The organism is Flavobacterium hydatis (genome assembly GCF_000737695.1).
Taxonomy (GTDB): Bacteria; Bacteroidota; Bacteroidia; order Flavobacteriales; family Flavobacteriaceae; genus Flavobacterium; species Flavobacterium hydatis.
Map to the genome: position 1 here is coordinate 307,654 of NZ_JPRM01000003.1, position 15,364 is coordinate 323,017.

Annotated in this window: 16 protein-coding genes; all 16 read left to right on the forward strand. The window is 33.1% G+C overall.

Translation table 11 applies throughout. The annotated features are described in order from the left end of the window. Positions 1–130: 130 nt before the first annotated feature. The 16 genes from IW20_RS03395 (at position 131) to IW20_RS03470 (ending at position 15,278) form a co-directional block, all read left to right on the forward strand. Positions 131–1,531, forward strand: coding sequence for an anthranilate synthase component I family protein (locus tag IW20_RS03395; protein ID WP_035618740.1), 1,401 nt, complete (start codon positions 131–133; stop codon positions 1,529–1,531). Positions 1,532–1,630: 99 nt separating this feature from the next. Continuing rightward, positions 1,631–2,089 carry a hypothetical protein gene (locus tag IW20_RS03400; protein ID WP_035618742.1) on the forward strand — a complete coding sequence of 153 codons (459 nt, stop codon included), beginning with the start codon at positions 1,631–1,633 and terminating at the stop codon, positions 2,087–2,089. An 89-nt stretch (positions 2,090–2,178) separates the two neighbouring features. Next, the gene (locus IW20_RS03405) at positions 2,179–2,745 is read left to right on the forward strand and encodes an anthranilate synthase component II (protein WP_035618746.1); all 567 of its coding nucleotides are present in this window, start codon (positions 2,179–2,181) and stop codon (positions 2,743–2,745) included. Between the two features lie 79 nt (positions 2,746–2,824). After that, positions 2,825–3,232, forward strand: a complete 408-nt coding sequence (locus IW20_RS03410) for a GNAT family N-acetyltransferase (RefSeq protein ID WP_035618749.1) — start codon at positions 2,825–2,827, stop codon at positions 3,230–3,232. A 50-nt stretch (positions 3,233–3,282) separates the two neighbouring features. After that, positions 3,283–4,275 carry an anthranilate phosphoribosyltransferase gene (trpD, locus tag IW20_RS03415; RefSeq protein ID WP_035618752.1) on the forward strand — a complete coding sequence of 331 codons (993 nt, stop codon included), beginning with the start codon at positions 3,283–3,285 and terminating at the stop codon, positions 4,273–4,275. Positions 4,276–4,348: 73 nt separating this feature from the next. Continuing rightward, positions 4,349–5,128: an indole-3-glycerol phosphate synthase TrpC gene (gene trpC / locus IW20_RS03420; protein ID WP_035618754.1), complete on the forward strand. Its 780-nt coding sequence runs from the start codon at positions 4,349–4,351 to the stop codon at positions 5,126–5,128. A 129-nt stretch (positions 5,129–5,257) separates the two neighbouring features. Then, the gene (locus IW20_RS03425; RefSeq protein ID WP_035618756.1) at positions 5,258–5,890 is read left to right on the forward strand and encodes a phosphoribosylanthranilate isomerase; all 633 of its coding nucleotides are present in this window, start codon (positions 5,258–5,260) and stop codon (positions 5,888–5,890) included. 12 nt (positions 5,891–5,902) lie between these two features. Beyond that, a complete protein-coding gene (trpB, locus tag IW20_RS03430; RefSeq protein ID WP_035618759.1) occupies positions 5,903–7,084 on the forward strand; it encodes a tryptophan synthase subunit beta in 1,182 nt (393 codons plus the stop codon). Positions 7,085–7,235: 151 nt separating this feature from the next. Beyond that, positions 7,236–7,871, forward strand: coding sequence for a LysE family translocator (locus IW20_RS03435; protein ID WP_035618761.1), 636 nt, complete (start codon positions 7,236–7,238; stop codon positions 7,869–7,871). 18 nt (positions 7,872–7,889) lie between these two features. After that, positions 7,890–8,627, forward strand: a complete 738-nt coding sequence (locus IW20_RS03440) for a carbon-nitrogen hydrolase family protein (RefSeq protein WP_035618763.1) — start codon at positions 7,890–7,892, stop codon at positions 8,625–8,627. Positions 8,628–8,695: 68 nt separating this feature from the next. Beyond that, complete coding sequence (gene trpA, locus IW20_RS03445) at positions 8,696–9,457, forward strand: tryptophan synthase subunit alpha (protein WP_035618765.1); 762 nt, start codon at positions 8,696–8,698, stop codon at positions 9,455–9,457. Positions 9,458–9,712: 255 nt separating this feature from the next. Then, a complete protein-coding gene (locus IW20_RS03450) occupies positions 9,713–10,393 on the forward strand; it encodes a 2'-5' RNA ligase family protein (protein WP_035618767.1) in 681 nt (226 codons plus the stop codon). A gap of 187 nt (positions 10,394–10,580) precedes the next feature. Further along, a complete protein-coding gene (locus tag IW20_RS03455; RefSeq protein WP_035618769.1) occupies positions 10,581–11,210 on the forward strand; it encodes a TetR/AcrR family transcriptional regulator in 630 nt (209 codons plus the stop codon). After that, positions 11,200–12,525 (forward strand): TolC family protein, encoded by a 1,326-nt coding sequence (locus IW20_RS03460; protein ID WP_035618858.1) that lies wholly within the window; start codon positions 11,200–11,202, stop codon positions 12,523–12,525. Before IW20_RS03455 ends, IW20_RS03460 begins: the two co-directional genes overlap by 11 nt. Before the next feature lie 12 nt (positions 12,526–12,537). Next, complete coding sequence (locus IW20_RS03465) at positions 12,538–13,617, forward strand: HlyD family secretion protein (RefSeq protein WP_035618770.1); 1,080 nt, start codon at positions 12,538–12,540, stop codon at positions 13,615–13,617. 80 nt (positions 13,618–13,697) lie between these two features. After that, on the forward strand, positions 13,698–15,278 hold the full coding sequence (locus IW20_RS03470) for an MDR family MFS transporter (protein WP_035618772.1): 1,581 nt from the start codon (positions 13,698–13,700) through the stop codon (positions 15,276–15,278). The last annotated feature ends 86 nt before the right edge of the window (positions 15,279–15,364 follow it).

The following is a 15,364-nucleotide window of genomic DNA, read 5'->3' on the forward strand; positions in this document are numbered from 1 at the left end:
GACGTCGTGAACGAAGCTTCCTATGGTATTATTCAAACTATAAATATGAAAGGCTTGTCATCACGACAAGCCTTTTTTTTGCTTATAATTTTCTGGAAAACAATATATTAAAAATTAAAAAATCAACACATTGAAACCTTTTATACTAAACACACACTACAAACAAATTCTTGCAGACACTGTAACGCCAGTGAGCATTTATTTTAAAATTAGAGATAAATTCCCTAATAGTTTATTGCTGGAAAGTAGCGATTACCACGGAAACGACAATAGTTTTTCTTACATCTGCTGCAACCCTATTGCAAGTATTAAAATCGAAAACGAAACTATTTCTAAAAATTATCCTGACGGAACTTCAGAGGAAATAGCGATTGATAGCCTGACCAATATTCCAGAAATTATTCAGGAATTTTCAGGACAATTTAAATCTGAAAAGAATGATTTCAAGTTCATCAATAACGGATTATTCGGATACATTTCTTACGATGCCGTTCGTTATTTTGAAAAAGTAACTATTGCAAAAAAAGACAATAGCATTTCTATTCCCGATGTATATTATGCAGTTTACCAAAATATAATTGCAATAAATCACTTCAAAAACGAAGCATACATTTTTTGCCACAGCGTAGACGGAAGAAATAATATTTCGGAAATAGAGCAATTACTGCAATCAAGAAATATAGCTTCATACCAATTTACTAAAGAAGGCGAAGGATTCTCGAATCTTACCGATGAAGAATTTAAGCATAATGTTGCTTTAGCAAAAAAACATTGTTTCCGTGGCGATGTATTCCAATTGGTTTTATCACGCCGATTTACACAAGGTTTTAAAGGAGACGAATTTAATGTGTACAGAGCATTACGAAGCATCAACCCTTCACCTTACTTATTCTTTTTTGATTATGGAGATTTCAAAATATTTGGTTCTTCGCCTGAAGCTCAAATTATTGTAAAAAATCGTAAAGCCGAAATTCATCCTATCGCCGGAACTTTTAAAAGAACTGGAAATGATGAACAAGACGCCGTTCTTGCCAAACAATTATCTGAAGATAAAAAAGAAAATAGCGAACACGTAATGTTGGTCGACTTAGCAAGAAATGATTTAAGCCGTAACGGACATGATGTAAATGTGGAGAAATATCGTGAAGTTCAATTTTTCTCACACGTAATACACTTAGTATCTAAAGTTACAGGGCATTTACATGAAAAAGCAACTACAATGCAAGTTGTAGCCGATACTTTTCCTGCAGGAACTTTAAGCGGAGCACCAAAACACAGAGCCATGCAACTTATAGAAGAATACGAAAAAACCAATCGTACTTTTTATGGTGGCGCCATTGGTGTTATGGATTTTGAAGGCAATTTTAACCACGCCATCATGATTAGAACTTTCCTGAGCAAAAACCACCAATTGCATTGCCAAGCTGGAGCCGGAATCGTAGCAAGTTCAGACGAGGAAAGCGAAATGCAAGAAGTATACAATAAACTTAGAGCATTAAATACTGCGCTAGAAATGGCAGAAAAAATTTAGCGTTCAGTTGCAGTTTTTAGTTCTCAGTACCAAACGAGAAACTTAAAACTTACAACTAAACAAAGAGAATATTAAATAAAAATTAAACAACTAAAAACTATGAAAAACACTATTGGATTATTATTGGTTATGGCATTTTTAACTTCTTGCAACGACAAGAGCAAGCAAGAAACAACAACATCTAAAAAAGAAATTGAAGGAACCTGGCGACTTATATCAGCAGAGACAACCGAAAAAGATTCTACTTTTTCAACTTTCAATCCAAAAACCAAAATGATTAAAATTATAAATGACTCTCACTTTGCATTCTTTAACCACGACTTAAATAATGGTAAAAAAGCTGATGCATTATTCTTCGGAGGTGGAGGAAAATATACTTTAAAAGATAGTACATACACAGAGAATTTAGAATATTTCAATAATAGAGACTGGGAGAACAACAAATTTGAATTTACAGTAAAAGTTAAAAACGATACTTTAATTCAAAAAGGAATCGAGAAAATTGAAAAACTTGGAATAGATAGAATAATTGTCGAAAAATACGTTCGAGAAAAATAAACAAAAATTAGTTGCCAGTTTCAGTATTCGGTCACAGTTTAAAAACTTAGCACCTCAGAATCTTAGCAACTTAGAACCTTAAAAGAAAAATGAAAAAAATATTAGTAATAGATAACTACGATAGCTTCACTTATAATCTTGTACATTATCTGGAAGATTTAGATTGCGAAGTAACTGTGTATAGAAATGATGAGTTTGATATTGATGAAATTGCAAGTTTCGACAAAATATTACTTTCACCAGGACCAGGAATTCCAGACGAAGCAGGTTTGCTAAAAGCTGTAATTCAAAAATATGCACCAACCAAAAGTATTCTTGGAGTTTGTTTAGGACAACAAGCCATAGGAGAAGTTTTTGGAGGAACATTATCAAACCTAGACAAAGTATATCATGGTGTAGCAACCAATGTAAAAACGGTTGTAGATGATGAGATTTTATTCGAAGGAATAGGAAAAGAATTCGAAGTAGGTCGTTATCATTCATGGGTTGTAGATGCAAGTTTACCCGATGTTCTCGAAGCTACATCTTACGACGAAAACGGACAAGTTATGTCATTAAGACACCGAACGTATGATGTACGCGGAGTACAATTTCATCCTGAAAGTGTATTAACACCAAACGGAAAAAAAATGTTAGAGAACTGGGTTAAAAGCTAGTTTACAGAATTTAGTCACAGTATCAGTTTACAACCTTAGAACCTAAGCACCTTAGTTTCTTAGAAACTTAAAATAAAAAATGGATATTAAAATTTTAGAAACCAAAGAAATTAATATTGAAGATATAATAAGATTATATAAAGCCAATGAATGGAGTTCGGCTGAAAAACCTGATTTATTACATAAAGCACTTTTAAATTCTGAAACGTTAATTACAGCTTGGGATGATAAAAAATTGGTTGGACTAGGAAATGCAATTTCCGATGGTTACTTAACGGTTTATTATCCACATTTATTAGTACTTCCAGAATATCAAGGAAAAGGAATCGGTAAAATGATTTGCGATAAAATGCAAGATAAATATCGTGATTTCCACATGCAAATGTTAACTGCAGACGGAAAATCAATAGAATTCTATACAAAAAATGGATTTGAACGCGCTGGAAAAACCGAACCAATGTGGATTTATCAAGGAGATGAACATTAAAGAAGCATTCAGTATCAGTTTACAGTAAAAAACTTAGAACCTTAAAAAGAATGAAAAATACATTAAACAAATTAATCAATCACGAAATCCTTACTAAAGATGAGGCAAAAAACGTATTGATTAATATATCAAATGGGGATTATAATCCGAGTCAGATTTCGGCATTCCTCACCATATTTATGATGCGAAGTATTAGCATCGAAGAGTTAGCTGGTTTCCGTGAAGCCTTATTAGATTTATGCATTCGTATCGATTTATCAGCTTATAATACTATTGATTTAGTTGGGACTGGTGGTGACGGAAAAGACACGTTTAACATTTCGACCCTTGCTTCGTTTATAGTTGCTGGTACAGGAATAAAAGTAGCCAAACACGGTAATTATGGAGTTTCGTCTATTTCTGGTTCTAGTAACGTAATGGAAAAAATGGGAGTTAAATTTACCAATGATCCCGACTTCATAGAAAAAAGTATCGATAAAGCTGGAATTTGTATACTTCACGCACCTTTGTTTCACCCTGCAATGAAAAACGTAGGTTCGATAAGAAAAGAATTGGCTGTAAAAACATTCTTCAATATGTTAGGACCAATGGTAAATCCATCATTCCCTAAAAACCAATTGTTAGGAGTTTTTAATCTGGAATTAACCCGAATGTATGCGTACTTATATCAAAATACCGATGTAAATTACACAATCCTACATTCGCTAGATGGTTATGATGAGGTTTCATTAACTGGACCAACAAAAATTATTACCAATACAATGGAAGGCATGTTGAATCCTAGTGATTTTGGCGTTCGTCATTTAGCGCAAAGCGAAATTGAAGGAGGAAAAACAATCGATGAATCAGCAGATATGTTTATCAATATTCTTTCAGGAAAAGGAACCGAAGCCCAAAACAATGTAGTTTGTGCCAATGCTGCAATGGCAATCGCTACAGTTACAAAATGTACTCCGCTAGAAGGTTTTGAACAGGCGAAAGAAAGTCTTTTTAATAGTAAAGGGTTAAGAGCCTTACAAACATTACAAGGATTGAGTAAATAAAAACAAACACAAATTTCACGAATTAGCACAAATAAATTTTGCGCCTTTGTGACTTTGTGACAAAACAGTAATCATGAATATTTTAGACAAAATAATTTTCGATAAAAAAAGAGAAGTCATTCTCAAGAAATCAATAATTCCTGTTTCGCAACTAGAAGCTTCGGTATTTTTTGGAAGAGAAACTATTTCTTTAAGTCAAAAACTAAAAGCAAGTTCTACAGGAATCATTGCCGAGCACAAACGCCGTTCGCCATCTAAATCGATAATAAACCAAAGTTTTACTGTTGAAGAAGTCGTAAAAGGATATGAAAATGCAGGAGCTTGCGGAATTTCTGTTTTAACCGATGGAAAATATTTTGGTGGTTCACTCGATGATTTACTATTGGCGAGAGCATCAGTAAATATTCCGCTATTACGAAAAGAATTTATTGTAGATGAATATCAGATATTAGAAGCCAAAGCATACGGAGCCGATTTAATTTTACTGATTGCTGCAGTTTTAACAAGAGAAGAAATTAAGTCATTATCTGAATTTGCAAAAAGTTTAGGATTAGAAGTTTTACTAGAAGTTCATAATCAGGAAGAATTAGAAAAATCTATAATGCCTACGCTGGATATGATTGGAGTTAATAACCGAAACCTAAAAACATTCGAAGTTAGCTTAGATTTCAGCAAAGAATTGGCAGCACAAATTCCTGATAATTTCGTAAAAGTTTCCGAAAGCGGAATCTCATCTGTCGAAGCCATTAACAAATTAAAACCATACGGTTACAAAGGTTTTTTAATTGGAGAAAACTTCATGAAAACAGATAACGCAGGACAAGCAGCTATTGACTTTATTAGTCAGCTGTAAGCTTTATGCTGTAAGCAATAAGCCTTGTTAACATTACTAATTTAGCTCAAAGCTTTGCGAACTTGGCGTTTTTAATGATATCGAATATAAAAACTCTTTGCGCTCTTTGCGGTAAAAAACACAACAACAATGAAATTAAAAATCTGCGGTATGAAATATCCCGATAATATAACCGAAGTAGGTTCGCTCCTACCCGATTATATGGGATTTATATTCTGGGAGAAATCGGCTCGGTATTTTGACGGAATAATTCCCGATTTGCCAAAGTCGATAAAAAAAGTCGGTGTTTTTGTAAATCAAAGTCAGGAAGAAATTCTAAGCAAAATTTCAAAATACGATTTGCAAGCCATTCAATTACACGGTCATGAATCGGTTGAATTTTGTCAGGAATTAAAAAGCAAAATCGATACTAAAATCGAACTTATAAAAGTATTCTCTGCCGATGAAAATTTTGATTTCGAAGTATTAAAACCATACGAATCGGTTTGTGATTATTTCCTTTTTGATACCAAAGGAAAATTACCTGGCGGAAACGGAACCACATTCGATTGGAAAATATTAAACAAATACAATTCGATAAAACCATTCTTCCTAAGTGGCGGAATCGGTCTAGAAGAAGTAGAAACAATAAAAGAAATTTCGATAACCAATTTACCTATTTATGCCATCGATGTAAACAGTAAATTCGAAATCGAACCCGGATTAAAAGATAAAAACATATTATATAGTTTCAAGCAAAACCTTGCGACTTTAAACATTTAAACTTTAAACAAAATGAGTTTTCACGTAAACGAAAAAGGCTATTATGGAGAATTTGGAGGAGCCTACATTCCAGAAATGTTATATCCAAACGTAGAAGAGCTACGCCAAAACTATCTAAAAATTACTGCCGATCCTAGCTTTCAAGCCGAGTTCGATGCATTATTAAAAGATTATGTAGGTCGCCCTACTCCATTATATTTTGCCGAAAGACTTTCGAAAAAATACAATACCAAAATTTACTTAAAAAGAGAAGATTTATGCCATACAGGTGCGCATAAAGTAAACAACACAATCGGGCAAATTTTGCTTGCAAAACGACTTGGTAAAAACCGAATTATTGCCGAAACTGGCGCAGGACAACACGGAGTTGCAACTGCTACTGTTTGTGCCTTAATGGGATTACAATGTATTGTATATATGGGCGAAATCGACATTAAGCGTCAAGCGCCAAATGTGGCACGTATGAAAATGTTAGGAGCCGAAGTTCGTCCGGCACTTTCAGGTTCAAAAACCTTAAAAGATGCTACAAACGAAGCCATCCGTGATTGGATTAATAATCCTGTCGACACCTATTATATCATCGGTTCAGTGGTTGGCCCACATCCTTATCCTGATATGGTAGCACGTTTTCAGAGTGTGATTTCTGCCGAAATAAAAACACAATTATTAGAAAAAGAAGGACGCGAAAACCCTGATCATGTTATCGCTTGTGTAGGTGGAGGAAGTAATGCTGCTGGAGCTTTTTATCATTTCTTAGACGAAAAAGAGGTGAATATTATCGCTGTAGAAGCAGCTGGTTTAGGAGTAGATTCTGGCGAAAGTGCTGCAACCTCGGCATTAGGAAAAATCGGAATCATTCACGGAAGTAAAACATTATTAATGCAAACTCCCGACGGACAAATTACCGAGCCCTATTCTATCTCGGCAGGTTTAGATTATCCAGGAGTTGGCCCAATGCACGCACATTTATTTGCATCTGGCAGAGCCGAGTTTATCTCGATTACCGATGACGAAGCCATGCAATTTGGCTTGCAATTATCTAAAACCGAAGGAATTATTCCAGCAATCGAAAGTGCTCATGCCTTTGCCGTTCTGGAACAAAAGAAATTTAGTCCCGACGAAATCGTAGTTATCAATTTATCAGGTCGTGGCGATAAAGATTTAAATACATATATCGATTATTTTAAATTATAGTTGGGCGTTACCGTCAGAAAAAGACGGTCGGGCTATCCGCTATATCTTTTTAAGGCAAAAAAAAGCCTAAAAAAGGATATCGCTTTTATCCCTAACGCAAATCGCACATAAGTACAATTAGCTCCATAGAAAACGATTAAAAATTAAGACTATGAACGGTATAATTCATTATGAAACTTTTATTTTAACGGGATTACTTTTAAACATAACTCCTGGTAATGATACTATTTTCATATTAAGCAGAAGTATGGCACAAGGAAAAAAAGCTGGATTTATGTCTGTACTCGGAATTGCTACAGGCTCCTTAATACACACAATCCTTGCTGCATTTGGGCTTTCTATTATTATTGCCAAATCCATACTCGTTTTTAGTATTATAAAATATGCTGGTGCGGCTTACTTATTATATATTGGATACCAAATGCTCACGGACAAAACTCGACTTAATACTGATGTTTCATTTTCTGAGAAATCAATTAATCTGAAAAAAATATACAGAGACGGAGTAATAACAAATGTATTGAACCCAAAAGTAGCATTGTTTTTTATTTCCTTTCTACCGCAATTTATAGATTCTGGTTTAAAAAATACTATTATCCCTTTTATAACACTTGGAGTAACATTCACAATTACAGGAACAATATGGTGCTTTTTTTTGGCGAACTTTGCTTCTATAATTTTTGCAAAACTAAAGTACAACAAGAAACTTTCGAACTATATAAACAAAAGCTGTGGAGCCGTTTTAATAGGTTTAGGAATAAAAGTAGCACTAACAAATAAGAACTAAATAACACAAATTATTAAAATGATACTAGCTGCAGCTCAGACCAAACCCAAACGAGGAGATATCGATTCTAATTTATTAGATCATTATCGCCTTATAGAATTGGCAGTGACAAAAAATGCTGATTTAATCGTATTTCCAGAACTATCAATTACAGGTTACGAAAGAGAAAATGCAAGTGAACTTACTTTCTCAGAAAATGATTCACGCTTAAATCATTTAAAAAAATTAGCGGTAGAAAATAAGATTGTAATTGTTGCTGGAGCACCTATAAAAATTAATGACCAATTATTTATCGGAGAATTTATTATTTCGCCCGATGATTCGGTTTCTATTTATACCAAACAATTTCTTCATGAAGGTGAAGATGTTTATTATCAATCGTCTTTTGATTATAACCCAACAATCGAATTAGAGAATAAAAAAATCTCATTTGCCATTTGTGCCGATATTGATAATCCGTTGCATCCAAAAAATGCAAGCGAAAATAAAACAGCAATTTATATTGCTAGTATTTTCTTTAGTCCAAACGGGATTCCTGTAGCTTACAAAGCTTTGCAAAATTATGCCAGTACGTATAATATGAATGTACTTATGTCTAATTTTAGCGGAGAATCTTGGGGAAGTCCATCTGCTGGAAAAAGCGCTTTCTGGAATAATAAAGGAGAATTAATTGCTCAAATGAACGATTCCGATTCTGGATTATTATTGGTTCAAAATCAAAATGACATCTGGACAAGTGAGATTGTAATAGATTAAAAATAATATCAAGATTAACAAAATACCTAACTGTTTTTTGAAACCTGTTAGGATAAAAAAATAAAAAGATGAACAGAATAAATCAAAAACTACAAGAAGATAAAAAGATACTTTCTATCTATTTTTCTGCAGGATATCCTAATCTTAATGATACTGTACAAATCATTCAGGATTTAGAAAAAAGCGGAATCGATATGATCGAAATCGGATTACCATTTAGTGATCCTTTGGCTGATGGACCAACAATCCAGGCGAGTTCTACTCAGGCATTACATAACGGAATGACAACTCAGGTTTTATTTGACCAGCTGAAAAACATTCGCGAAAGCGTAAAAATTCCGTTGATAATAATGGGGTATTTTAATCCGATATTACAATACGGAGTAGATGAATTTTGCAAAAAATGTGCTGAAATAGGTATCGATGGATTAATTATTCCTGATCTTCCTGTAGATGTTTATGCAGAGCAATACAAAGCTACTTTCGAAAAATACGGATTAATAAATGTATTCCTAATTACACCACAAACGTCTGATGAACGTATTAAATTCATAGATGGCGTTTCTAACGGATTTATATACATGGTAAGTTCAGCAAGCGTTACTGGTTCTCAATCTGGATTTGGTAGCACGCAAGAAACATATTTTAAACGTATTGCCGACATGAATCTTAAAAACCCTCAGATAATTGGTTTCGGAATTAATAATGTCGAGACATTTAATCAGGCAACACAATTTGCTAAAGGAGCTATTATCGGAAGTGCTTTTATCAAACATTTATCTGAAAAAGGAACAGGAAATATCGCCGAGTTTGTAAAGGCTATTAGATAATAATCTTTCTAATTCTTTGCGAACCTAGATTGTCTATAATGGAACGCGGATGACACGGATTCGCAAGGCGAAAACGCAGATAAAAACAGATTTTTTCTATTACCTTTAAAAAATCCGTTTTTATCTGCGTCTTTACTTTAGTAAATCTGTATCATCCGCGTTCCTTTGGCAAAAGAGTTAAATGCTTCTTGCTGTACCAAAATATTCATTTATACGTTTAATCTTAAATATTATTCTGAATAACGTCTATACAAAATGGATTTAGCTTCACATTATACTAATTTGTTCACAGAATCCTGTGAGAAGATATCGAATGACAATTATGTTATCGATACACAAATAGATGATTTGAATGATAACCGTTTAGGGATTACATTATTAATTAGACCTACAGAAGAGATTAAAAACAATATTCAGCTTTTTTTAAATGAATTAAAAGAAGTTGATGCTTCTCAATATTATTATCCCAATTCGGATATTCACATTACAGTAATGTCTATTATATCTTGTTATGATGGTTTTGATTTAAACAAGATTACGTTACAAGATTATGTTGCTATAATAAACAAATGCATTTCTGGTTTAAATACATCAGTAATTAACCTACAAGGAATTACTGCCTCACCTTCGGCAGTTATGATTCAGGGATTTCCTAGCGATGCAAGTATAAACGATTTGCGCGATAATCTTCGCACGGCGTTTAAACAAACTTCTCTGGAACAAAGTATCGATAAACGCTACTCTTTATTTACTACACATTTAACGGTTGTACGGTTTAGAAAACCTATAAATAACAAGGATTTATTCTTGAAAACACTACATAAATACCGTGATTATAACTTCGGAAAATTTGAAATAAAAAACCTCGAATTGGTGCATAATGATTGGTATCAAAGAGCAGAATTTGTCAAACTTTTATCTGATTTCAAAATCTAATAATTCCTTAAACCCTAAATTACCTATATCGTTATATCCAACTTAATCAATTGTAAATCAATACAATATAACAAAATAAACATTCACTTATAAAGGAATATTTTAGTTAAAATTATGTTAAATAAAAATTAAACAGCTGTTTAAATTAAACACTTGTTTAATTTTGTACCCGATTAGAAACTCACTCATGTCACACATCGAATTAAACGAGAAAAAAATTCAAATTCTCAAGGTTGCAGAAAAGCTATTTTCTGATAAAGGATTTGAAGGAACTTCGATACGAAATATTGCCAAAGAAGCAAAAATTAACATTGCCATGGTTTCGTATTATTTTGGTTCTAAAGAACGATTACTCGAATCGTTGATTATATACAGAACATCGGATCTGAAACTACAATTAGAAAATTTACTGCAAGAGAATTTAGAACCTATCGATAAAGTAAATAAGTTGATCGAACTTTATATCAACAAGATTAACTGCAACGGAGGAATTTTTAGAATCATGCATTTTGAATTGACATCTAAAAAAAGAGAAAAAACTCTAAATCACTTTACCGAATTAAAGAAAGGAAATCTTAAATCATTGGAAAGCATTATCCATGAAGGTCAGGAAAAGGGTGTTTTCCGTAAAGATGTTATTATCCCATTAATTACCCCAACTATTCTTGGAACTTTTTTTCATTTCCATATGAACAAGGTCTTCTTCGAGAAAATATTGAATTTAAATACCGAAGCTTTATATAACGATTACATAAAAACACACTTAACAAAACACATTCAACAAACTATAAATGCCTTACTTGTTTATGAAAATTAATCCACTAATGCTCTTTGGGGTTTTCTTAATTGGAATTTCCTCATTAGAAGCTCAAGAAAAAACGAGTCTTACCCTAGATGATGCTGTACGAATAGCATGGGAGAAGAGTGACGAAGTCACGTTGGCTAACACAAAAGTCAACACTAAGAAGTATGAACTTAGGTCTATTAAAAACAACCAATATCCAGATTTAAAAGCCTCTGGACAATACCAAAGATTGGCTGGTGCAGATGTAAATTTAAATTACAATCAAAAAGAACTTACTAGTTCTACGCCTAATGTAGATCAATTAATGTTGGGACAACTTAGCGCAAGTTTACCAATATTTGCAGGTTTTAAAATTCAGAATAGCATTAAACTTTCTGAGAATTTATACCAGGCAGAAGTTGCTACTTCATTAAAAACTAAAGAAGACATTGCTTTAAGAGTTGTAAATTACTATGCTGATTTATACAAAGCTCAAAAAACAATTGATCTTTTGAACGAAGATCAAAAACAAGCTAAACAGCGTGTAACTGATTTTATCGAGTTGGAGAAAAACGGAATTATTCCGAGAAATGATTTATTGAAGTCTCAATTGTTGGTTTCTAAAATCCAATTATCTATAGATGAAGCAAATAAAAACTTAAACATTCTTAATTATTATTTAATTACGTTACTTAAATTAGATCCTGCAACTAAGCTTTATGTTAGAGAAAACGATTTTATCAATTATAAAATGGATAATATCCCTGCAAATGAGCAACCTGCATTAGAGAATCGTAAAGATCTTGAAGCATTGCGTTATCAGGAAAAAGCAAGCGAGTCTAATATAAAAATGGCAAAAAGTGCTTATTACCCTTCTATTTCTTTATTAGGTGGTTATGCTGCTGTAGATGTTAGAAATGTACTTACGGTACAAAATGCAATGAACTTTGGAGTTGGTGTTTCTTATGACCTTAGCGGAATATTAAAAAAAGGTGCTGATATAAAACAAGCACAAAGTAAAGCTGATGAGGTAAAAAGCTCTGAAGAAATTTTGACAAATTACATTAAAGTCGAAGTACAACAATCAATCGAGAATTATAATCTGGCTGTAAAACAAAGTGCTGTTTATGACTTAGCATTAGAACAAGCATCTGAAAATTATAGAATTCTGAAAGATAAATTCGATAACGGTCTTGCTGACACTAACGATTTACTTGAGGCTGATGTAGAACATCTTAGCGCTAAAGTAAACACAGCAACATCTAAAGCCGATATCATCCAGAGATATTACGAAATGCTTTCAAAAACAGGACAATTATCACAATCATTCAATCTTACAAAAATATAATCGACAGCCCTCATGGAAAAGAAAAAAACAAATACCAAATTTATAGTTATACTAGCACTTTTGGTTCTAGTTGGTGGATCTTACGGAATCTACAAATACATGCACTCACTTGCTCACGAAGAAACGGATGATGCTCAAATAGAGAAAAAAATGAATCCGATTATTCCTAGAGTATCGGGATATATTAGCAAAGTTTATGTAAAAGATAATGATTTTGTAAAAAAAGGAGATACTTTATTTACAATTGACAAAAGAGATTACCAATTAAAAATTGATGAAGCTAATGCTGCTTTATTAGGTGCAGAAGGTTCATTTGAAGCTGCAAAAGCAGATATCGGAAGTGCTTTGGCAAACATCTCGGTTTCGGATGCAAATGTAAGATCTGCTGGTGGTAATATCGAAAGTGCTAAAATTAGATTGGCACAAATAACAAATGATTACAACCGTTACAATAACTTGTACAAAACGCATACAATTACAAAACAACAATACGAAAATGCATTAACTGCTAAACAAGAAGCAGAAAACCAAGTACGTATTTTACAACAACAAGAAAAAGCAAGTGCTTACCAAAAATCAGTTATTCAGGCAAAATCTAAAGCTACTGATAAACAAACAGAGGTTGCTGCAGCAAATATCAAAAAAGCAAAAACATTATTAGATGTTGCTCATTTAAACTTGTCTTATACTGTAGTTACTGCAGCAATTGATGGTCAGGTTTCTAAAGTAGATATTCAACCAGGACAATTAGTTCAACCAGGACAATCTTTGTTTTATATCATCAATAATTCTGAGGCATGGGTTGTAGCTAATTTTAAAGAAACTCAACTTAACAAAATGGTAATTGGTCAAAAAGTAACTTTAAAAGTAGATGCTTATCCTAATTATGAATTTAAAGGAACACTTACCTCATTTTCTCCAGCAACAGGATCACGTTTTTCTTTACTTCCTCCTGATAATGCAACTGGAAACTTTGTAAAAACAATTCAAAGATTACCTGTAAAAATTAACTTGGACGCTGATAATGATATTGAAAAAGTAAAATTATTGAGACCAGGAATGAACGTGGATGTAGATGTACATATAAAATAAAACTGCACTTAACCAAGATTGAATATCTTGGAAATTAAGGATTATACATTCATTTTAGAAAAGTATTCTAATACAACAAAATGGTAAAAGTAGAAGATGATTTAGTAGAATATGGCTACAGACGAGTTCTTATTACGATAACCGCAGTACTTTGTGCATTGCTGGAAATTGTAGATACAACTATCGTAAACGTAGCTTTAACCGACATGAGAGGAAGTCTCGGTGCTACATTAACAGACGTTGCATGGGTTATTACTGCTTATGCTATTGCAAATGTTATTGTAATCCCGATGACGAGTTGGTTGTCACAACAATTTGGAAGACGAAATTATTTTGTAACGTCGATTATAATTTTCACCTTATCTTCTTTTTTATGTGGTAATGCCTCCAATATTTGGGAACTTATTGCATTCCGATTTATTCAGGGACTTGGTGGTGGAGCATTACTAGTTACTGCGCAAACCATTATAACTGAGAGTTACCCTATTGCAAAACGAGGAATGGCTCAGGCAATTTACGGAATGGGAGTTATTGTAGGTCCAACTTTAGGTCCCCCATTAGGAGGATATTTAGTAGATAATTATTCTTGGCCTTACATTTTTTATATTAATATTCCGCTTGGGATTATTGCAACTATTTTGGCAATTTCATTTGTAAGAAGTCCAAAATATGGTGAGAAACTAAAGGCTAATCAAGTCGATTGGTGGGGAATAATATTCTTGGCGTCATTTATCGGTTCCTTACAATTTGTTCTGGAACACGGGCAACAAGACGATTGGTTTAATGATTCGGTGATTGTAACATTAAGTGTCGTAACTGTTTTTGGATTAATATTATTTATATGGCGAGAACTCACCTATAAACATCCAATTGTAAATTTAAGTGTACTTAAAGACGGAAATCTTCGTATTGGTACCATAATGTGTTTCATTCTTGGGTTTGGACTTTATGGATCAACGCTGATTATCCCGATTTATACACAATCTATCTTAGGATGGACAGCGACCGATGCCGGTTTATTACTTATTCCGGGATCGATTACAACCGCTTTTATGATGCCAATTATTGGTAAATTAATTCAGCGTGGAGTTCCGCAAGGATATATGGTAGGAGTTGGATTCTTGATTTTCTTTTTCTTCACCTTCATGATGTATAATAATATGACTCCCGATACTGGAGTTGAACATTTATACTGGCCATTAATTTTAAGAGGTATTGGTTTAGGATTACTTTTTGTACCTATTACAACATTATCACTTTCTACCTTACAAGGAAAACACATTGGTGAGGGAGCTGCTTTTACCGGAATGATGCGACAATTAGGAGGTTCATTTGGTATTGCAATTATTACCACATTCATTACAAGGTTTAGTCAGAAACACCGTGTGGATTTGGTATCACATTTAGACGGAAGTAAATTTGAAGTTCAACAAAGAGTTGCCATACTACAAAAGGGCTTTATGTCTAAAGGATTTAGTAGTAATGAAGCATTAAATAAAGCCTATCAGGTAATCGATTATTCGGTAATGAAACAAAGTACCGTTTTAGCTTACATGGATATTTTTATGTATCTAGGTATTATGTTTTTGTGCTGTATTCCTATCATCCTTTTAATCAAGAAAGGAAAAAACAAGATTAATCCTGCCGATGCGATGCATTAATAAAGCAGAAATAAAATAAATATTCCTAAGTACTTATTTTTAAATCCGTTGCGGAAAAATTTTCGCAACGGATTTTTATTTTTACC